The sequence below is a fragment of the Microbacterium nymphoidis genome (assembly GCF_021044885.1).
GTDB classification, from domain to species: Bacteria; Actinomycetota; Actinomycetes; order Actinomycetales; family Microbacteriaceae; genus Microbacterium; species Microbacterium nymphoidis.
Genome location: NZ_JAJNOD010000001.1, coordinates 519,702 through 538,653 on the forward strand (window position 1 = coordinate 519,702; position 18,952 = coordinate 538,653).

General features: G+C 68.7%; 19 protein-coding genes and 2 tRNA genes. 13 read left to right on the forward strand and 8 right to left on the reverse strand.

The annotated features are described in order from the left end of the window. Nucleotides 1-16: 16 nt before the first annotated feature. Entirely contained in the window at nt 17-289 is a 273-nt protein-coding gene (locus LQ566_RS02500) for a DUF4031 domain-containing protein (RefSeq protein WP_231089979.1), read from the reverse strand. A 277-nt stretch (nt 290-566) separates the two neighbouring features. On the opposite strand from LQ566_RS02500, the gene rplU reads away from it, so the two are divergent. The 10 genes from rplU (at nt 567) to LQ566_RS02550 (ending at nt 7,461) form a co-directional block, all read left to right on the forward strand. Next, the gene (gene rplU / locus LQ566_RS02505) at nt 567-875 is read left to right on the forward strand and encodes a 50S ribosomal protein L21 (protein WP_231089980.1); all 309 of its coding nucleotides are present in this window, start codon (nt 567-569) and stop codon (nt 873-875) included. 18 nt (nt 876-893) lie between these two features. Beyond that, a complete protein-coding gene (gene rpmA, locus LQ566_RS02510; protein ID WP_231089981.1) occupies nt 894-1,148 on the forward strand; it encodes a 50S ribosomal protein L27 in 255 nt (84 codons plus the stop codon). A gap of 64 nt (nt 1,149-1,212) precedes the next feature. After that, the gene (gene obgE / locus LQ566_RS02515) at nt 1,213-2,727 is read left to right on the forward strand and encodes a GTPase ObgE (protein WP_231089982.1); all 1,515 of its coding nucleotides are present in this window, start codon (nt 1,213-1,215) and stop codon (nt 2,725-2,727) included. Next, nucleotides 2,724-3,551, forward strand: coding sequence for a glutamate 5-kinase (gene proB, locus LQ566_RS02520; protein WP_231089983.1), 828 nt, complete (start codon nt 2,724-2,726; stop codon nt 3,549-3,551). The genes obgE and proB overlap by 4 nt, the downstream gene beginning before the upstream one ends. Continuing rightward, on the forward strand, nt 3,548-4,804 hold the full coding sequence (locus LQ566_RS02525) for a glutamate-5-semialdehyde dehydrogenase (RefSeq protein ID WP_231089984.1): 1,257 nt from the start codon (nt 3,548-3,550) through the stop codon (nt 4,802-4,804). The genes proB and LQ566_RS02525 overlap by 4 nt, the downstream gene beginning before the upstream one ends. A 43-nt stretch (nt 4,805-4,847) precedes the next feature. After that, nucleotides 4,848-5,072: a hypothetical protein gene (locus LQ566_RS02530; RefSeq protein ID WP_231089985.1), complete on the forward strand. Its 225-nt coding sequence runs from the start codon at nt 4,848-4,850 to the stop codon at nt 5,070-5,072. A gap of 10 nt (nt 5,073-5,082) precedes the next feature. Beyond that, entirely contained in the window at nt 5,083-5,679 is a 597-nt protein-coding gene (gene nadD, locus LQ566_RS02535) for a nicotinate-nucleotide adenylyltransferase (protein WP_231089986.1), read from the forward strand. Continuing rightward, nucleotides 5,676-6,941: a ribonuclease E domain-containing protein gene (locus LQ566_RS02540; protein WP_231089987.1), complete on the forward strand. Its 1,266-nt coding sequence runs from the start codon at nt 5,676-5,678 to the stop codon at nt 6,939-6,941. Before nadD ends, LQ566_RS02540 begins: the two co-directional genes overlap by 4 nt. Continuing rightward, a complete protein-coding gene (gene rsfS / locus LQ566_RS02545) occupies nt 6,938-7,312 on the forward strand; it encodes a ribosome silencing factor (protein ID WP_231089988.1) in 375 nt (124 codons plus the stop codon). Before LQ566_RS02540 ends, rsfS begins: the two co-directional genes overlap by 4 nt. A gap of 76 nt (nt 7,313-7,388) precedes the next feature. Next, nucleotides 7,389-7,461 (forward strand) — tRNA-Ala (locus tag LQ566_RS02550). Nucleotides 7,462-7,517: 56 nt separating this feature from the next. Here LQ566_RS02550 and LQ566_RS02555 read toward each other — a convergent pair. Together LQ566_RS02555 and LQ566_RS02560 are read right to left on the reverse strand one after the other, a co-directional pair. After that, nucleotides 7,518-8,357 (reverse strand): MerR family transcriptional regulator, encoded by an 840-nt coding sequence (locus LQ566_RS02555; RefSeq protein ID WP_231089989.1) that lies wholly within the window; start codon nt 8,355-8,357, stop codon nt 7,518-7,520. Nucleotides 8,358-8,389: 32 nt separating this feature from the next. Then, entirely contained in the window at nt 8,390-8,905 is a 516-nt protein-coding gene (locus LQ566_RS02560) for a hypothetical protein (protein WP_231089990.1), read from the reverse strand. A 118-nt stretch (nt 8,906-9,023) separates the two neighbouring features. On the opposite strand from LQ566_RS02560, the gene LQ566_RS02565 reads away from it, so the two are divergent. Further along, nucleotides 9,024-9,099, forward strand: a tRNA-Ala gene (locus LQ566_RS02565). 53 nt (nt 9,100-9,152) lie between these two features. Here the strand turns inward: LQ566_RS02565 and LQ566_RS02570 are convergent. After that, nucleotides 9,153-9,614 (reverse strand): hemerythrin domain-containing protein, encoded by a 462-nt coding sequence (locus LQ566_RS02570; protein ID WP_231089991.1) that lies wholly within the window; start codon nt 9,612-9,614, stop codon nt 9,153-9,155. Between the two features lie 63 nt (nt 9,615-9,677). Here LQ566_RS02570 and LQ566_RS02575 point away from each other — a divergent pair, with 63 nt between their 5' ends. After that, complete coding sequence (locus LQ566_RS02575) at nt 9,678-10,196, forward strand: hypothetical protein (RefSeq protein WP_231089992.1); 519 nt, start codon at nt 9,678-9,680, stop codon at nt 10,194-10,196. On the opposite strand, the gene LQ566_RS02580 is transcribed toward LQ566_RS02575, so the two are convergent. Genes LQ566_RS02580 through LQ566_RS02590 form a run of 3 tightly spaced genes read right to left on the reverse strand, consistent with a single transcriptional unit; the run spans nt 10,187 to nt 16,231 of the window. Next, nucleotides 10,187-11,596 (reverse strand): M1 family metallopeptidase, encoded by a 1,410-nt coding sequence (locus LQ566_RS02580; protein ID WP_231089993.1) that lies wholly within the window; start codon nt 11,594-11,596, stop codon nt 10,187-10,189. The two genes, LQ566_RS02575 and LQ566_RS02580, sit on opposite strands and share 10 nt — an antisense overlap. Further along, nucleotides 11,593-15,516 (reverse strand): Pls/PosA family non-ribosomal peptide synthetase, encoded by a 3,924-nt coding sequence (locus LQ566_RS02585; RefSeq protein ID WP_231089994.1) that lies wholly within the window; start codon nt 15,514-15,516, stop codon nt 11,593-11,595. The genes LQ566_RS02580 and LQ566_RS02585 overlap by 4 nt, the downstream gene beginning before the upstream one ends. 1 nt (nt 15,517) lies before the next feature. Continuing rightward, nucleotides 15,518-16,231, reverse strand: a complete 714-nt coding sequence (locus LQ566_RS02590) for a hypothetical protein (protein ID WP_231089995.1) — start codon at nt 16,229-16,231, stop codon at nt 15,518-15,520. 177 nt (nt 16,232-16,408) lie between these two features. On the opposite strand from LQ566_RS02590, the gene LQ566_RS02595 reads away from it, so the two are divergent. Beyond that, nucleotides 16,409-18,010 (forward strand): alginate lyase family protein, encoded by a 1,602-nt coding sequence (locus tag LQ566_RS02595; protein WP_231089996.1) that lies wholly within the window; start codon nt 16,409-16,411, stop codon nt 18,008-18,010. On the opposite strand, the gene LQ566_RS02600 is transcribed toward LQ566_RS02595, so the two are convergent. Then, entirely contained in the window at nt 18,007-18,921 is a 915-nt protein-coding gene (locus LQ566_RS02600) for a 3-methyladenine DNA glycosylase (RefSeq protein ID WP_231089997.1), read from the reverse strand. The genes LQ566_RS02595 and LQ566_RS02600 overlap by 4 nt on opposite strands. Nucleotides 18,922-18,952 lie beyond the last annotated feature (31 nt).

Here is an 18,952-nt window from a genome sequence, read left to right on the forward strand (position 1 = left end):
CGCTCGACTGTGAGAATCACCGCCCGCGACGTTCGCGGGCGGTGATTCTCAGTCCGGAGGCGATCAGACGGCGTACCAGCTCATGGCTGTCGACCGGAGTGGCTCCGGCCGCGACGAGCCTCTCGATGATCTCCTCGGGGACGTCGTAGTGATCCCGGTCGAATGAGCGCTCCGGGAGCTGCTGAGCGCGCGCGAACGCATGCAGCTCGTCCAGGCTGCTGTCGCTGACGAGGTGCGCCCACAGGCGGCCGTGGGCGGGCCAGCGTGCGGCATCGACGAGAACGGTCATTCTGCCGATGCTACGCCGACGCCGGTGCGGCGCGCTGCGCCAGGTGGGGCAGAATGGAACACGGAAGACGACACGCAGCGGTTCCTTTTGCCGCTACACAGGATCATCCGGTAAAGTGGTCCCTTGGTGCGCATCCGCGTCGCCCGCCCCCGGGCGGCGTCGAGAGACTTGCAGCCGCGCCGGCCCCTCGTGGGCGTCCCTTTCCGGGAGTGCAAGCACAGTCTTTTCAGACGTTCCGGAACCCGACAAGTGGTTCCCCAAAGAAACAAGGTGGCAAGTGGTTTACGCAGTTGTGCGCGCCGGTGGACGGCAGGAGAAGGTGGAAGTCGGCACGATCGTGCAGCTCGACCGTGTCCAGGCCGCTCAGGGCGAGAAGATCGAGCTCCCCGCGGTTCTGTTCGTCGACGGTGACACCGTCACGACCGACGCGGACAAGCTCGCGAAGATCAAGGTGACGGCCGAGGTTATCGGCAACCTCCGTGGTCCGAAGATCGTCATCCAGAAGTACAAGAACAAGACCGGTTACAAGAAGCGCCAGGGTCACCGTCAGGACCTCACGCGCGTCAAGGTCACCGGAATCAAGTAAGCACCGGAGGCAGCAGAGATGGCACACAAGAAGGGCGCAAGCTCCACCCGCAACGGTCGTGACTCCAACGCGCAGCGCCTCGGCGTCAAGCGCTTCGGCGGTCAGACCGTCAACGCCGGCGAGATCCTCGTCCGCCAGCGCGGCACCCACTTCCACCCCGGCGTCAACGTCGGTCGTGGTGGCGACGACACGCTCTTCGCGCTGTCGGCCGGCGCTGTCGAGTTCGGCACCAAGGGCGGCCGCAAGGTCGTCAACATCGTCGCGGCTGAGTAAGTCGCAAGCTTTCTGATCGGGGCGGGCTTCGGCTCGCCCCGACCTGTTTATCCGGAGGATTCCGATGGTCACGTTCGTCGACGAGGTCACCCTGCACCTGCGCGCGGGAAAGGGCGGCAACGGCTGCGTCTCCGTGCGCCGCGAGAAGTTCAAGCCGCTGGCCGGCCCAGACGGCGGTAACGGGGGGCATGGCGGCGACATCGTGCTCGTCGCGGACCCCCAGGTGACCACCCTCCTGTCGTACCACCACAGCCCGCACCGCAGCGCAGGTAACGGCGGTTTCGGCATGGGCGATCACCGCTCCGGCGCGCTGGGAGAACCGCTCGAGCTGCCGGTTCCCGTGGGAACCGTGGTGAAGGATCCCAACGGCGAGGTGCTCGTCGACATGATCGAGCCCGGTATGCGATTCGTCGCTGCGCCCGGTGGGCAGGGTGGTCTCGGCAACGCCGCGTTGGCCAGCCAGAAGCGCAAGGCTCCGGGCTTCGCTCTCCTGGGCACGCCGGGCTGGGAGGGCGATGTCGTCCTCGAACTCAAGACCGTCGCCGATGTGGCGCTCGTGGGCTACCCGTCCGCTGGGAAGTCGAGCCTGATCGCGGCGATTTCCGCGGCCCGCCCCAAGATCGCGGACTATCCCTTCACCACGCTGCACCCGAACCTCGGTGTCGTGCAGGCCGGCGACATCCGCTACACCGTCGCCGATGTCCCCGGACTGATCGAGGGCGCCAGCGAGGGACGCGGCCTCGGTCTCGAGTTCCTCCGTCACGTGGAGCGATGCTCCGCCCTCGTGCACGTTCTGGACTGCGCCACCCTGGAGCCCGGTCGCGACCCGCTCAGCGACCTGGACGTGATCCTCGCCGAGCTCGCCGCCTATCCGGTGCCCGAGGGTCAGACGCCTCTCCTGGAGCGTCCGCAGGTGGTGGCGTTGAACAAGATCGATGTGCCCGAGGCGCAGGATCTCGCCGATCTGGTGCGTCCGGACATCGAAGCGCGCGGCTTCCGCGTGTTCGAGATCTCCACGGTGGCCCGCAAGGGTCTGCGCGAGCTCAGTTTCGCTCTCGCAGAGATCGTCGAGCAGCACCGCATCGAGACGGCCGCCGCGCCGGCTCCCGAGCGCATCATCGTTCGTCCGCAGGCGTCCGAGAAGGAGTTCTCCGTGACCGTCGAGGGCGGCACGTATGGCAACGTCTACCGCATCCGGGGTGCGAAGCCCGAGCGCTGGGTGGCGCAGACCGACTTCACCAACGACGAGGCCATCGGCTATCTGGCCGACCGGCTCGAGCGTCTCGGCGTGGAGAACGAGCTCTACCGCGCCGGAGCCGTCGCCGGATCGACCGTGGTCATCGGCGGCGACGGGGGAGTCGTGTTCGACTGGGAGCCCGCGCTGTCCTCGGCGGCAGAGCTCACCGCGGCCCCGCGGGGCACGGACCCGCGTCTGTCGGGCTCGTCGCGGCGGACCACCTCCGAGCGTCGTGAGCAGTACCACGACCGCATGGACGCGAAGGCGGAGGCTCGTGCCGAGCTCGAGGCCGAACGGGTCGCCCAGAAGTATCGCGACGAGCAGTACCTGGAGGAGCGGTGACCGCACGTTCACGGGCCGACCTGCCCGGGATTCGCCGGCTGGTCGTCAAGGTGGGCTCGTCCTCGATCTCCGGTGAGGGATCCTGGCGCATCCCGATGCTGGTGCACGCCCTCGCTGAGGCGCATCGATCGGGCACGGAGGTCGTGCTGGTCTCGTCGGGCGCCATCGCCACGGGTATGCCGTATCTCAACCTCGACAGCCGGCCCACCGACCTCGCCACGCAGCAGGCCGCCGCGGCGGTCGGGCAGAACGTCCTGGTGTACCGCTACCAGGAGGCGCTGCGTCCCTTCGATATCGTCGCCGGCCAGGTGCTCCTCACCGCAGGCGACCTGGAGAACCCCGTCCACCGTTCGAACGCGCGCCGCGCGATGGAGCGGCTGCTGAGCCTGCGCATCCTGCCCATCGTGAACGAGAACGACACGGTGGCCACCCACGAGATCCGATTCGGTGACAACGACCGTCTCGCGGCACTGGTGGCACAGCTCGTCGGTGCCGATGCCTTGGTCCTGCTCAGCGACATCGCCAACCTCTACACCCGGCCGCCGGGTGAGCCCGGTGCCGAGCCTCTCGATGTCATCGCCGCAGGTGACGACCTCGCCGGATGGGAGTTCGGCGCGAAGGTCGTGAACAGCGTCGGCACGGGCGGTGCGGCCACCAAGGTCTCGGCCGCTCGGCTCGCCGCGGCCGCGGGCATCGGTGTTCTGGTCACCTCCACCGACCAGGCGGCCCAGGCCCTCGCGGGTGCGCATGTCGGCACATGGTTCGAGCCTGCCGATGTCACACCGCAGGCGGCGACGGGCTCCATCGCTAAGGTGGATGCGTGAGCACCCCCGACGCACTCCTGGACCGCTTCCGCGCCGCCAAGACCGCTTCGCGTGCGGTCGCGCGCCTCACCAGCGGCGATAAGGCCGAGGCGCTGCGCGCCATCGCCGACGCCCTCGAAGCCGCGGCACCCCGGATCATCGAGGCGAATGCCGTCGACCTGGAGCGTGGGCGCGCCGAGGGGATCGCCACCGGGCTGCTGGATCGTCTGCTGCTCGATGAGGCACGCATCGCGTCGCTGGCATCGGCCGTCCGTGACGTGGCCGCGCTGCACGATCCGGTGGGTCAGGTCGTCGGCGGGCACCGTCTGGCGAACGGCGTGGCGCTGGAGCAGATCCGAGTGCCGTTCGGAGTGGTGGCCGTCATCTACGAGGCTCGCCCGAACGTCACCGTGGACATCGCCGCCCTCGCGCTGCGATCGGGAAACGCCGTGCTGTTGCGCGGTGGATCCGCAGCGCGCGAGTCGAACATGGTGCTGGTGGAGGTCATGCGCGATGCGCTGGCCGGGCGGAGCATCACCCCGGACGCGATCCAGTCCGTGGATGATTTCGGTCGCGACGGTGCGAACGCGCTGATGAATGCGCGCGGCTACGTGGACGTCCTCGTGCCCCGCGGCAGCGCTCAGCTGATCGAGACCGTCGTGACGCAGTCGACCGTTCCGGTGATCGAGACCGGTGCCGGCAACGTCCACATCTTCCTGGATGAGACGGCCCCGGCGGACTGGGCGCAGGACATCGTGGTCAACGCGAAGGTGCAACGTCCGAGCGTGTGCAACGCCGTCGAGACCGTTCTGGTTCACGAGAGCGCTGCGGGGCGCCTGGTTCCTGATCTCGTGGCGGCCCTGCAGGCACAGGGCGTGACCATCCACGGCGATGACGTCGTGGCGTCTCTCAGCTCCGGGATCGTGCCGGCGACCGAAGCGGACTGGGCCACGGAGTACCTCGATCTGGACATCGCGATGCATGTCGTCGCCGATCTGGACGAGGCTCTCGAGCACATTCGCACCTACTCCACCGGCCACACCGAGTCGATCATCACCACCGACAGCCGCAATGCGGATCGTTTCCTGGCCGAGGTCGACTCTGCCGTGGTCATGGCGAACGCCTCGACGCGTTTCACCGACGGCGGCGAGTTCGGATTCGGCGCCGAGGTCGGCATCTCCACCCAGAAGCTGCACGCCCGCGGCCCGATGGGCCTGTCCGAGCTGACGAGCACCAAGTGGCTCGCGCGTGGCTCTGGCCAGGTTCGCGGCTGACCGCAATAGACTGATACCTGTAACAAACCCGATCGGAGTTTCCATGTCTCTCTCCACGCTCGTCGTCGCAGCCGCAGAGGAGCACGCCGAGAACGTCATGCTGCACACCTTCCCGGCAGCGCTGATCGCCGCGTGCGTCTTCTTCCTGCTCGCGATGGTGACGCTGTCGTACCGCAACGTGGCCAACCGTCACGCGGAGAAGGCAGCGAAGTTCGCGCACGAGAACCCGGAGTCGGGCCACGGCGCAGGACACGGAGCCGGCCACTGAGGCCTGCCGCATGACGAGCGAACGGCGACCGCGGATCGGCGTGATGGGTGGAACCTTCGATCCCATCCACCACGGCCACCTGGTTGCCGCAAGCGAGGCGGCGCAGTGGTTCGACCTGGACGAGGTCGTGTTCGTGCCCACGGGGCACCCCTGGCAGAAGTCCGATGTCACGGGCAGCGAGCACCGCTATCTCATGACCGTGATCGCCACGGCCTCCAACCCGCGTTTCACGGTGAGCCGCGTGGACATCGACCGCGGTGGGCCCACCTACACGATCGACACCCTGCGTGATCTGCACGCGCAGCGCCCCGATGCGGATCTGTTCTTCATCACCGGGGCCGACGCCATCGCCCAGATTCTCAGCTGGCGGGATCATGATGAGCTGTGGGACCTCGCGCAGTTCGTCGCGGTGTCCCGGCCGGGCCATGTCCTCAGCACGGAGGGTCTTCCCTCGGAGGTCGTGAGCCAGCTGGAGATCCCGGCGCTGGCCATTTCGTCCACGGACTGTCGCGAGCGTGTCCGGCAGGGACACCCCGTGTGGTACCTCGTTCCCGACGGGGTCGTCCAATACATTGCGAAGCATCACCTGTATCGGAGCACCGCATGACTACCACTGATCACTCCGGGGAGCAGTTGACCCGACGCCAGTTGCGTGAGCTGCGGCTGACCGGCCAGACCCCCGTGGTTGCCGACGAAGCGGCTGTCGAGGACAACGCACCCGCTGACCCCGTTCCGCCGCGTCGTGACGCCCCGGTCAACAACCCCCTGCCCCGGCCGGCCGAACCGATCGTCGTGGCGGCTCCCGAGACGCCTGCGGCGCCGTCCGCCGGCGCGACGGAGCATCGCCTCACGCGGCGAGAGCTCCGTGATCTGGAACGCGTGCGCACCGCATCCGTTCCGGTGATCCGTCCGGCGGATGACGCTGCGGATCCTGCAGCGGCCGCTGCGGACATCGCCCCCGCCGTGGAGCCCGCCGTCCTCGCCGAGGCTGAAGAGCCCGTCGCCGCTGTGGACGCTGCAGAGGCGTCTCGCGCAGCGGACTCCTCGGCCGACGAGGCAAAGGAGGCCTCCGCAGAGGAAGAGCACGCCCCCGTCGCGGACAACGCCGTGTCGGCTGAGGTCGCCGCGCAGGAACCCGCTGCGGACGGGACGGCGGCGGATCACATCGTCGACGAGCAGTCCGACGCTGGCGCTGCCGACGCTGGCGCTGCCGCGCCGGATGCCTCCGCGCCGACGGATCACGTGTCGGCTCCGGTCACGGAGCACGCGCGTCCCGCCTGGGCACCGCCCGCGGAGACCGCGTCCCCGGCTCCGGCGTTCGATGCGCCGCTGAAGGCGAAGACGCCGGAGAAGGGCACGGCAGAGCACGCGGCTGTCAGCGATGGCCCTACCCTCAGCTCCTCCTTCGGTGCTCAGGTCGCCCCGGGGCCGTCGTCGGGCGAGCAGTCCTTCGACGAGCTCATCTCGCGCGACAGCGGGGGCTCCACGGCAGCGGGTCACTCGCTCGTGCTCCCGGACGCCACCCTCCCGCCGCTGACGGCACCGGTCACCTCGACCGGCGCGATGCTCGTCACCGGCACATTCAACCTCCCCGAGCTCGGCTCCCAGGGGCACGCGCCCGGAGTCGCCGACGGCAAGGATGTGGACGCCGTCCTCATCGACGGAGAGCTGCCCGCCGCGTCTTCGCCCACCCCCATCGCCGCCACGGCCGCGGTGAGCCAGGCGAAGGCCCCCGGCGAGATCATCAAGCCTCCCGTGCCGGAGAAGAGCAACAAGCTGATGCTGGTCCTCGCGATCACCGCGGGCGTTCTCGCCCTGGCCCTGGTGGGTGTGATCGTCGGGGCAGCCCTGACAGGAATGATGCAATGACCGCTAGCGAACAAGCTCGCAAGATGGTACAGATCGCGGCCGTGGCTGCGGACGCGAAGGGCGGCGAGGACATCGTCGCGCTTGACGTCTCGGAACCCCTTCCGTTCGTGGATGCCTTCGTGATCGTGACGGGGCGCAATGAGCGCAACGTCGCGGCGATCGCCGACGAGGTGGAGGAGAAGCTTCTCGAGGCCGGCCACAAGCGCCTGCGCCGTGAAGGTCGCCAGGACGCCCGCTGGGTGCTCAGCGACTTCGGCGACATCGTGGTGCACGTGTTCCACGAGCAGGAGCGCGTCTACTACGACCTGGAGCGCCTCTGGAAGGATGGCGCCACCATCGACTTCACCCTTCCGCAGCCGGCGTCGATCTGATCGATCCGGCCAGATGGTCGGCAGCACCTCACCGGGTGCTGTAGGCTAAGGGGGTTGGTTCATCCAGCGCCCTTTCGGGCCTGTGGCGCAGCTGGTAGCGCACCTGCATGGCATGCAGGGGGTCAGGGGTTCGAGTCCCCTCAGGTCCACACACAGAGGCTCCCGCTCAGCGCGGGAGCCTCTTTCCGTTGTGCCGGGTAATACGTCAGCGCACCGGCTGGACGAGCTCGGTGAGCCACTCGGACTGGGGGAGTGGCTCCGATTCGAGGTACACCTCCCGGCAGCTGCCGAGGGGATCCTCGCCATCGGCGAGGACGGCTGCGGTCAGCTCGTTCCATGCCCGGCCGATGCCAGCCATGTCACCGCGATACGCCAGCACAGCGGCGCGCTCGATGGCCGGCAAGGTGATGACCTCCCACGCGGGGTCGACGCGTGGAGAATCCCCGGCGAGCCAGGAGACCCAGACGCGGAGGTCATCGGTGCCGGGCACGTTCTCGTACCAGAAGACGCCGGGCTCGTGGAACTCGACGCCGGAGGCCTGGAGGGCATCATGCAGCGGTGGCAGGATGCGGTCGACGAGCGCGCTCACGTCTTCGCCACCCGGAGCGATGCCGCTCGCTGCGTAGACGGTCACCTCTTCGATGCGCCGATACTCGATGCGAGCGGTGGTGGATGCGGTCATGGGGTGATTCCTTTCGAGAACGGCGAGTCGGTGCTCCACCCGTGTGAGCCGGCCCTGTTCCTCGCCGATGACGGCCCGCAGCTCGGTGCGCCGGCGCGAGAGCAGCGCGACGAGCGCGCCATTCGCGTCCTCGGCGCCGAGCACGGCTGCGGCATCGTCCAGGGAACAGCCCAGATCGCGTAGTTCCGCGATGCGCAGCAGGTCAGCGAGCTGTGCCGGTTCGTAACGTCGATACCCGCTGTGCGGGTCGACCTCGGCTGGACGTAGAAGCCCGATCGCGTCGTAGTGGCGGAGCATGCGGACACTCACGTGGCCGAGCGCGGCGAACTCTCCGATGGTGTACATGATGGGATCACGCTCCACCCTGACACTGTGGCAGGGTCAAATCGGTGCGGTCAGGTGTCATAGTCGCCGCTGTCCCAGGGACTGGAGAACGCCATGTAATCGCCGGGTTCGATCGTCACGTTCCAGTACCACTCCTCGTCTTCATCCTCGTCGTCGTCCGGGCCGTTCAGGACCAGCCCGAACTCCACGCCGTCCTGCACGATGCTGAACGGAGCTATCGTGATGTCGCCGTACGTCACCGGGCCCACCTCCGTCAGCAGCAGGTCGATGGCGGACTGCTGGGCGGGGAATGCGGTGACATTGCCCGGGAGTGCGCCGTCGCCGTCGCGACCGCCGACGGGAACGATCGTCGTCTCCACGAGTGCGCCATCGTCATCGAAGAGATAGCGAGCCGCGTACTCGGCACCACCGCCGGGAGAACTCGCCGACACGAACGGGGTGGTGACGAAGAACTGGCGCCCGTCCGCCGTACGCCCGACGTGGCGGGCGTGGTAGTCGTCGTGGGCGATACGGAAGCGCTCCGGTGCGAACTCACCGTTGGCGTCGCGCAGCGGCAGGGGATTCATGGGACCAGTATGCCGGGCATCCCTCTCAGCCATCCCGACGCGCGCGAGATGCGCCTCGATTGTGCGCGAGCCCGCGGATTCGGTTATCGTATTCTCTGTTCGGTTCGCCGGACGAGATGGGCCTGTGGCGCAGCTGGTAGCGCACCTGCATGGCATGCAGGGGGTCAGGGGTTCGAGTCCCCTCAGGTCCACCATCACGTCGAAAGCCCGGCTCTCCGCCGGGCTTTCGTGTTATCGCCGTGGGCGGCTACAGCGAGCCGAGCACGTCGCTCGGCCGGGCATCGAGTGCGAGAGCGTCCAGCACCGTGATGAGTTCGCGCTCCTCGTGGGCGAAATGGGACTCCATGATGGCAGCGATCCCGTCGAGGTGACGCGAGATCGATCCGCGTTCGCCGGTGGGCGCCGCGGCGGCCAGGTCCGCGAGGAGCCAGGCGATCATGGCGTGATCCTGCTGCAGTCGTTCGAGCGTGTCGCGCAACGCGGGGTGGGCCGCGGCGATGGCGGGGAAGAGGTGTCGATCCTCCCCCTCGTGGTGCTCTGTCAGGGCGACACAGAAGCCGTGACAGACGAGGAGGAGATCGCGCGCCGGCACGTCGTCGGATCCGTCCGCCTCCCTGACCGCTCTGAGCGCGGCCCGCAACCGTGTGTGTACCGCCCGCAGCTCTGCACCCCACGCCACCAGGCGCTCCGACTCCTCCTCGATACCCACGGCACCATCCTGTCAGTCCAGACCGCAGCCGGTGAACAGGGTCGTTCGACATAGGCTGATCCGGTGGAGCATCGCTGGAGCGTCGGGCCGATCACCGTGGCGGTCCGGAAACACGATGGCGCTCGTCGCAGTCCGATCGCACGGGATGCCGGCTCCCTGCTGCTGACGGATCTCGTCCGAGAACTCACGGGTGCTGAGGCTGCGGTGCGCCGGCTCTGCCCGAACTGTGGCGCGACCGACCACGGGCGACCGGTGGTGCCGCGGAGAGATGTCGTGCTCTCGCTGTCCTACGCTCCCGGCGCGGTTGCCGTCGCCGCCGCGCCCGGGGATGCGATCGACGGTCTCGGCATCGACATCGAGGCGGGGCTTGCTGAGACCGAAGCCATTTCCGGCGTCTGCCTCCGGGACTGGACCCGGCTGGAGGCTGCCATGAAGGCTGACGGGCGGGCGTCGATGCTCGATCCTGCCACGGCGGTCGTGAGCGGGGATCACGTGAGCTTCCCTGGCGCGCCGCCCTGGTCCAGCACGGTGCTTCCCGTGCCCGGGCCGTTCCAGGCCGCGATCGCGTACCGTTACCGCTGATCGGGAGCGGTCGCGCCCTGTCGGGGCTGCTCCCGGCCGTCGGGCTGCGAGATGCCACGAGGCAGGAGGATCGCCTCCGTCAGGGGTGCGGGCTCGTCACGGCTCCACGCATCAGGCATCGGCGGGAGTTCGGGACGGTCGAGCCAGGGGTGCAGGAGCTCCGCGAGGGCGACCCCGGACACTCTCTCGGCGAGTGCGATGAAGTCCGGCGTGGTCGCTGTGGCATGAGCGAAACGACGAGTCCACGCGCGGAGGATCGCGAAGAAGGCGTCGTCACCCACTGCCACACGGACCGCATGGAGGGCGAGCGCGCCCCGCTTGTAGACACGGTCGTCGAACATGGCATCCGGCCCGGGATCGGAGACGACGAGGTCCTGACTCTCGGTCAGCATCCGCGCGTAGTGGGCCAGCGCCTTGCGGTGTGCCGTCGGTCCCGCCGAGGCCTCCGACCAGATCCACTCGGCGTAGCAGGCGAACCCCTCATTGAGCCAGATATCGCGCCACTGCGCGAGACCCACGCTGTTGCCGAACCACTGGTGGGCCAGCTCATGCGCGATGAGCCGTTCCAGTCCGCCGTTCCCATCGATGTGATTGGCACCGAAGATGCCCATGGCCTGAGCTTCCAGCGGGATCTCCAGGTCATCAGGGGTCACCACGACGGTGTAGCGCTCGAACGGATACGGGCCGAACAGCGTCTCGTAGGTGCGCATCATCGCATCGAGATCGGCGAAGTCGCGGGATACCCGTTCTTGGAGAAGCGGGGGATACAGGATGGTTCCCGTGGTACTCCCCAGACGGACGTCGGTGCGGGCATAGCGACCGATCTGAACGGTGGACAGGTAGGTCGCCATCGGTGCGGCCGGCGTGAAAGTCCACACCGACCGGCCCTTGGCCTGCCGCCGCGTGGCGGGGGCTCCCGTGGCGACGGTGTACAGCGGATCGGTGGTCAGCACGAGGGTGTGCCGCGCCTTGTCGCGGGGAACGTCGTTGCACGGGAACCAGGTGGCCGCACCGGTGGGTTGCGAAGCCACCAGGACGCCGTCCTCTAGCTCTTCCCAACCGAGTGCTCCCCAGCGTGTGCGGCGCGGCCGTGGCGACCCGCCGTACGAGATCGTGATCTCGAACTGCTCGCCGCGCTCACACTCCGTGCTCAGCGAGATCTTCACTTTGCGATCGGACTGCGTGAACGTCGCTCGGGCATCGCCGGCCACTTTCACCTTGGACACGGCGAGTCCCACGAGGTCGAGACTCATCGTGCGGGTGACCTGCCGGAAGCTCCCGCGGATGACGGCCGTGCCGGTCAGCCGGTTCGTGGACGGCTTGTAGTCCAGGTCGAGGTCGTAGGACGAGACCTCCAGGGCCGCATCTCCCGAGTGCGGTGTGTAGTCGTCCGCGCTCACGCGTCGGCGTCCTGGTAGGACCGCACGCGAACCGCTCGCCACGGACCGATGGGATTGCCGCTCCAGCGGCTGCCGACGGGGACCGTCTCCCCGCGCATCACGAGGGAAGCCGGACCGACGGTGGCGTGTTCTCCGAGCGTCGCCGCGGGCAGGACCACGCTGTGCGGGCCGAGCGTGGCGCCCTCTTGCAATGTGACGGTGTCGAGGCTCATCACTCGATCATGGAACAGATGGGTCTGAACCACACAACCGCGATTCACCACGGCGCCGTCCTCAAGACGCACGAGGTCGGGCTCGGGGAGCCAGTAGCTGTCGGTCCAGACACCGCGGCCGATCTTGGCGCCCAGCGATCGCAGCCAGATTGCGAGGGCAGGGGTTCCGGCTGCCGCGTTGGCGAACCACGGTGCAGCGAGTATCTCGGTGAACGTGTCCGACACCTCGGTGCGCCAGACGAAGCTGGACCACAGGGGATGCTCTCCCGGACGGATCGGACCGACGATCAGCCACTTGGCCGCCGTGGTGATGACGGCGGCCAGGGCACCGGCGGCGAGCAGTACGGGGCCCGAGGCGACGACGGCGACCCATAGTGCGCTGTTCTCGATGATCCAGGCCAGGACGACGAGAACAGCGAGTCCGAGGGCGCACGAGACGACAACGGGAAGAATGCGGCACAGCTCCCATGCGGCTCGTGCCCAGCGGAGCGCGGGACGCGGTCGGTAGGTGCGTTCGAGCTCTGCCGTGTTGACGACGCGCCTCAGTCGCACCGGCGGCGAGCCGAGCCAGGATGATCCCGCTTTCGCCTTGTCGGGAGCGACCGACAGCACCGCGACCAAAGCGTCTTTCGGCACCTTGTGGCCCGCGCCCGCCATACCGGAGTTGCCGAGGAACGCTCGCTTGCCGATGCGCGCCGGCGCCAGCCTCATCCACCCGCCCCGGAGCTCATAGGTGGCCACCATGGTGTCGTCGGCGAGGAACGCACCGTCGTCGATCGTGGTGAGCGAGGGGAGCAGCAGCACGGTGGAGGCCTCGACATCCCGGCCCACGGTGGCGCCCAGCGCCCGCAGCCAGATCGGTGTGGCGAGGCTGGAGTAGAGGGGAAACAGGATGGTCCGGCTGGCATCGAGCAGGCGTTCGGTACTCCACGCCTGCCAGGCCACTCTGCTGCGTACGGGATGCACACCCGGGGTGAGACCGACCGCCAGCAGCCGTACTCCGCCGAGGACGAGCAGCGCGAAGGTGATTCCGACGGACAGCACTGCCGGTACGAGCCAGATGAGGAGGCCAGGAACCGCCCCCGCGATGTCGTCAGCCCCGCGGGTGCCCGCGGCGAGCACGAGCCCGCCCACACCGAACGAGACCAGGGGGAGGAGGCCGAGCGCGACCGAGGATGCGGCGTAGGCCCACAACCAGCGGCGGCGTACGGGTGGGCGCTCGGCGGCGAGAGGGCGGGACTTCCCGCCGATGCGAACGGCGGGTGACCCGGCCCAGCGCTGGCCCGCCCTGACACGACCAAAGACGGCAGAGCCGGGAGCCACCTCCGCACCGCGCCCGATGCGCGTGCCGGGGGCGAGAGTGCTCCGGGCCCCGATGGTCGCGCCGGCCCCGATGCGGATCTCCCCGATACGCACAGTGTCGCCGTCGATCCAGTAGCCGGCGAGGTCCACTTCGGGCTCGATGGCAGCCCCTGCGCCCACCTGGAGCATGCCGGTGACAGGCGGCAGAGTGTGCAGATCGACGTCGCGGCCGATCTTCGCGCCCAGTGCGCGAGCGTAGTAGGTTACCCAGGGCGCACCCGCGGAGCCGACGGGATCGATCTGCTGCGCGATTTGCTCGGCCAGCCAGAGGCGAATGTGCACCCCGCCCCCACGCGGGTGGTCGCCGCCACGGACGCCCGCGAGCAGGAGCCGGGCCGCGATCGCGGCGATAGCCATCCTCCCGAACGGCGTCGCGAACAGGAGGAGCCCGGTGAGGAGCACCCAGCCGGGTACCGCAGGGAGGAAGCCGAACCCCGGGACGAGTCGCAGCAGCCACGAGGCCGTGAGCAGCCAGAGCACCCACTTGATGCCGCTCAGAACGAACAATGGCCCGCCCGCGATGGTCTGTACGATCCGCATCGTGAGCGGAGTCGGTGCGGCCGGGGAGAAGGACTCAGCCGTGGGAGCTTCCTCGTCGGCCTCGATCGCCGCCGCCATTCGGCCCAGACGCGGCAGATCGTAGACGTCGGCCATGGTGAACTCGGCGGCGCGCTGCCGGATGCGGGACACCAGCTGGGCCGCGGCGAGCGAACCGCCGCCCAGGGCGAAGAAGTCCGCGTCCTCGTCGGCTGGCCGTTGCCCGAGGACGCCGAACCACTGTTCGGCAAGCCACGCGGCGGTCCCGGCGAAGCCGGAAGCCGCCTCATCCGCGCCGTCGTCGAGCGGCCAGGGGAGGGCTGCCTTGTCGACTTTTCCCGAGGTGCGCACCGGGAGGTCGCTCATCACCGCCAGGAGCGGGATCAGCGGCGTCGGGAGGGTATCGGCGAGCCGTGCACGTGCCTGCTGCCGGTCGAAGCCCGCTGCGGGCACGACATAGCCGACCAGGAGCGGGACCCCGGCGTCCGTACGACGGACGGCGACCGCTGCGGCAGACACGTCGGGGAGATTCTGCAGCGCTGCTTCAACCTCACCGAGCTCGATTCGGCGCCCGCCCACCTTGACCTGATCGTCGGCGCGACCGAGGAAGACCAGGCCGGCGGGTTCGGCACGCACCAGGTCGCCGGATCGGTACGCTCGCTCCCAGCCCAGCGAGGGCATCGGCGCGTACTTCTCGGCGTCCTTGACGGGATCCAGGTAGCGCGCCAGTCCGACACCGCCGATGATGAGCTCGCCCGACTCGCCATCGGCGACCCGATGACCGTCGGCGTCCACCACGGCAAGGGCCCAGCCGTCGAGGGGGAGACCGATGCGGATGGGAACCGAACCGTCCATCAGGGACGCGCAGGCGACCACCGTCGCTTCGGTGGGGCCGTACGTGTTCCAGACTTCCCGGTCGGGGCCGACCAGGCGCGCCGCCAGCTCGGGAGGGCACGCCTCGCCACCGAAGATCAGCAGGCGGACGTTCTCCAGGGCGTCCTGCGGCCAGAGGGCGGCGAGGGTGGGCACGGTCGAGACCACCGTGATGCCGTGTCCGAGAAGCCACGGACCGAGGTCCGATCCCGCGCGCACCAGGGCGCGAGGAGCGGGAACGAGACAGGCGCCGTGCCCCCAGGCGAGCCACATCTCCTCGCAGGACGCATCGAATGCGACCGAGAGCCCTGCCAGCACGCGATCACCGTCACCGATTGGCGCGGACTGCAGGAAGAGACGACGCTCAGCGTCGACGAAGGCGGCAGCGGAGCGATGCGACACGGCGACGCCCTTGGGGACGCCGGTGGAGCCGGAGGTGAAGATGACCCACGCATCGTCGTCCAGTCGCGGCCGATCCAGGATCGGCAGCGCGCGCGTGGTCGGATGGGGGTCGTCTCCCGAGAAGAGCGACTCCGGCGTGAGCGGATCGCCCTGTGCGGTGACGAAGGTTCCGCCGGCGACGATCACCCCGCGGACATCCGCCTCGGTGAACACCAAGGTGGCGCGTTCGTCCGGATCGTCCACGTCGACCGGCACATACGCGGCACCCGCGGCGATGGTGCCCAGGATCGCGATGTACAGCCAGCGCTCGCCCGACGGCAGGCGGATGCCCACCCGGTCGCCACGGCGCACGCCGGCATCGTGCAGCCGCTGCGCGGTACGCCACACCTGGGCGAGGAGCTCCGCATAGCTGAGGGCGGCCTCGCCGTCGTCGATGGCCGAGGCATCGGGGGATGCGGCAGCGGATGCCTGGAGCACATCCAGCAGGGTTCGTGCGGGGGCGGCGTCCGCTGCGCGGTCGAGGTAGTCCTGCATGTCAGACGAAGAGAGCGATCAGCTCGGCCTTCGACAGCCGGCTGTAGCCTGTGCGTCCCTCTGCCTTCGCCCGCACGCGCAGAGACGCGACCGTCATGCTGTGCAGGATCGTGGCGCCGTTGCTGGCCCTGACGTCGGGGAGGGGACGAGATTCCGTCACGGGCTCGGTTGCGGCGGGTGCCGGTGCCGCCGGTTCGATCACCTGCACCGCCGGCACGGGGGAGGACTTCCGCTTCCGCGCCTTCTTGGCGTCGGTCTTGGCGCTGGTCTTCTTGGCGTCGGTCTTCTTCGCGTCGGTCTTCTTCGCGTCGGTCTTCTTCGCGTCGGTCTTATTCGCGTCGGTCTTCTTCGCGTCGGTCTTCTTCGCGTCGGTCTTCTTCGCGTCCGCCTTCTTCGCGTCCGCCTTCTTCGCGTCCGCCTTCTTCGCGTCGGACTTCTTCGCGTCCGCCTTCTCCGCGAGGCGGCGTTCGATCTTGGCAGTGGCGTCCGCGAGGGCGAGGATCGCATCCGTTGCCGTGCGCTCGATGCGACGGGGCTTGTCCTCCAGCTGCTTCTTGGTGACAGAGCCCGCCTTCTTCGCGTCCTTGATGAGCGGTGCCAGCTTCCGGGCTTGCTTGTCCGGAAGCGACTTCGAGAGCGTTACGGCCTTCTTCGCGGCCGCCAGTGCAGAATCCGCCGCCGTCGTCGCGCGACGTGCCTTGTCCGTGGATGCCATCTGTTCCTCACTCTGTCGAAGCCGCAGGGGCACTGCGGTGCCAGGATCATAGTGGGTGTGAGGAAACAGCCGGTGTCGTCGCGGAAACGACTGACGGTGTCAGGGGATGCACGGGGTGGCACCAGGTGAGTTCCACTCGCGTATGCCTAGGCTGACGGGGTTCCCCTCGGAGGCCATATGACACACCGGTCCTCGGCATCGACTTCCCAGACGTCGGCGGCACCCCTCGCCATCGCGACCGCGATCATCCTCGTGCTCGTCATCATCGGGGCCACGATGATCGGCAACGGCCAGGCCGGTGCTGCCATCGCATCCGACCCGTCCTCGTCGAGCACGCCGACGCGAACCGGCACGGCTCAGCCGTCCACGACCAGCCCGACGCCGAGCACGGCAGCTTCTCTGAGCAGCCCGACGCCCGCCTCGCCGTCGACTCCGGCCGCCATCGCCCGGCTCGACGGCCTTCGTCCCTTCACGTCGGCTGCGGGCTTCACGCACCCTGGCGTGCTCGTGGATCTCCCCGGACTCGCTTCGACGCGGGCCCACATCCTGGCGGGGGATTCGCCCTGGACTGCCCTGTTCCACGATCTGCGCGCATCTCCGTATCTCGGCCGCGACGCCCCGGACTTCACCGGGTTCGCGCCCGCCGGTGCCGCAGGGCCGGATGCGCCGCCCTGCAGCGCGGCACACCCCGGGGGCTGTGTGTCTTACTGCGGCTCCTTCAACGTGCCGGACGTCGGTTGCTCCCTCCAGCAGTCGGACGGACGCGCCGTCTACGGACTGTCGCTGATGTACTCCTACACCGGAAAGAGCGTCTACGCTCATCGCGCCATCGCCATCCTCAACGGGTACGCCTCGCACTATCGCGGCAGCGAGGGCTCCAACGGGCCGCTGCTCACCGCCTGGATGGCGGAGCAGATGATCCGCGGCGCCGAGTTGATCCGCTACACGTACACGCCGGGGAAGGGCCAGCCGGCCTTCGACGTCGAGGGCTTCAGCTCGATGCTGCGCGCGAGTGTGGTGCCGACGCTGACGACGTTCGACTACGGCCGCAACAACGGCAACTGGAAGCTGTCGGCCGCGGACGGTCTCATGAACGCCGCCGTCTTCCTCGACGATCGCGCGCTCTACGACCAGGCGGTCGCGATGTGGCGCGAGGCGACCCGCGCCTACATCCATCTCGGCTCGGACGGCCCGCAGCCGATCACCCCGGTCGGCGGAGACGGACGTTTCGATTCACGTCCGATGCTCAGCTGCCGTTGGCTCGCGGACAAGCCGAGTGCGTGCCAGACACGTCCCAAGACCGACCCGAATCTGGCCGTGCAGCATGGCCAGAATCAGGAGTCCTGCCGGGACTTCGGGCACGCATCGATGGGGCTCGCGGCAATCGTCAACGCGGCACAGACCGCCTCCCTGCAGGGAACCGACCTGTACGGGGAGGAGCAGGAGCGCATCATCACGGGCGTGCTCTACACGGTGCAAGTGGCCCAGAACCAATCGCGGTACGGGTGGCCCGCCGGCTTCTGCGCGGGAACCACGGAGCCGGCCAACGGGATGAGCCTGACCGAACTGGCGGCTACGCTCGTCTACCGCGAGTACGTCATCCGTCGGGGGATCCCCATGCGGCCCATCGCCATCCCCGGCTATCCCGCATCGTCGGATGCGAACCCGCTGGGGAGCTTCATCGCAGCCCATCGCACCTCGTCCAGCCCGGTGCGCAACGTCAGCTCGTGGGAGGCACTGACGTTCTTCGACGCGCGGATGCCTCGCCGCGGTGGCTAACGGCGAACGAGCGAGGCGTCACCGGCACTGGCTGCCTGGCGCGAGGCGAGGACCGCGGCGATGAGAGCATCGCGGAGACGCTGGCCACGCTCGGCGAATGCTCGCTGCTGGCGGACGTAATCCGCCTTGCCCTCGGGGGTCTCGACCGGGACGGCGGGGAACCCCCACGCGGCGAGATCATAGGGGGAGGCGCGCATGTCGAGCTCGCGGATATCGCGAGCGAGCTCGAAGCTGTCCAGCAGGATGGGACCCGGCACCAGCGGTCCGAGCTTCAGAGCCCACTTGTAGAGGTCCATGCCCGCGTGCAGGCATCCGGGCTGCTCGGTGAGGGGCTGGGAGGCTCGCGTCAGGAGCTGCTCGTTGCGGGGCTCGGCTTCCGGCGTGAAGAAGCGGAACGCGTCGAAGTGGGTGCATCGCAGTTCGTGTGCCTCCACCACGGCGTCGGTACCCGTCTGACCGAGCCGTAGCGGAACGTCGTGGCGGTGCTCGCGCTGGCGGTACACCATGGCCCATTCGTGCATGCCGAAGCATCCGAATCGCGCCGGTCGTGTCGAGGTCGCTGACAGAAGGTCCAGCACCTGCTGGGCGCTCTCGCCACGATCGCGCCAGAATGATTCCACGTCGACGCCGAGGTCGTGGCCATTACGGGTGGGTGCATACCAGCGCCAGGAGGCGTGAGGGGAATCGGCCGCATCCTCCAGGATGGCACCGGCGCCCGGATGCCAGCGTCGCATCACGGACGGCTTGTACGAGTAATACGTGAAGAGGAAGTCCCACACTGGATGCTTCTCGCGACGCGCCGCGCGCTCTCGATGCGCCGCAGTGAGCTGATCCGCGCGGGACACGTGGGCCTCCTGCAGCTCCCGCCACTGCGCGCGGGGGAGCACCACGGCGGGAGATGAAGACACCATGGTCTCATTCTCGCGCAATTCCGGCGACGAA

Bases quoted from the DNA above. Each gene is read 5' to 3' on its own strand.
- LQ566_RS02600 (WP_231089997.1), bottom strand. From the start codon at position 18,921: ATGGTGTCTTCATCTCCCGCCGTGGTGCTCCCCCGCGCGCAGTGGCGG.
- LQ566_RS02595 (WP_231089996.1), top strand. From the start codon at position 16,409: ATGACACACCGGTCCTCGGCATCGACTTCCCAGACGTCGGCGGCACCC.
- LQ566_RS02500 (WP_231089979.1), bottom strand. From the start codon at position 289: ATGACCGTTCTCGTCGATGCCGCACGCTGGCCCGCCCACGGCCGCCTG.
- LQ566_RS02590 (WP_231089995.1), bottom strand. From the start codon at position 16,231: ATGGCATCCACGGACAAGGCACGTCGCGCGACGACGGCGGCGGATTCT.
- LQ566_RS02530 (WP_231089985.1), top strand. From the start codon at position 4,848: ATGTCTCTCTCCACGCTCGTCGTCGCAGCCGCAGAGGAGCACGCCGAG.
- rsfS (WP_231089988.1), top strand. From the start codon at position 6,938: ATGACCGCTAGCGAACAAGCTCGCAAGATGGTACAGATCGCGGCCGTG.
- nadD (WP_231089986.1), top strand. From the start codon at position 5,083: ATGACGAGCGAACGGCGACCGCGGATCGGCGTGATGGGTGGAACCTTC.
- obgE (WP_231089982.1), top strand. From the start codon at position 1,213: ATGGTCACGTTCGTCGACGAGGTCACCCTGCACCTGCGCGCGGGAAAG.
- LQ566_RS02560 (WP_231089990.1), bottom strand. From the start codon at position 8,905: ATGAATCCCCTGCCGCTGCGCGACGCCAACGGTGAGTTCGCACCGGAG.
- LQ566_RS02585 (WP_231089994.1), bottom strand. From the start codon at position 15,516: ATGCAGGACTACCTCGACCGCGCAGCGGACGCCGCCCCCGCACGAACC.
- rpmA (WP_231089981.1), top strand. From the start codon at position 894: ATGGCACACAAGAAGGGCGCAAGCTCCACCCGCAACGGTCGTGACTCC.
- LQ566_RS02540 (WP_231089987.1), top strand. From the start codon at position 5,676: ATGACTACCACTGATCACTCCGGGGAGCAGTTGACCCGACGCCAGTTG.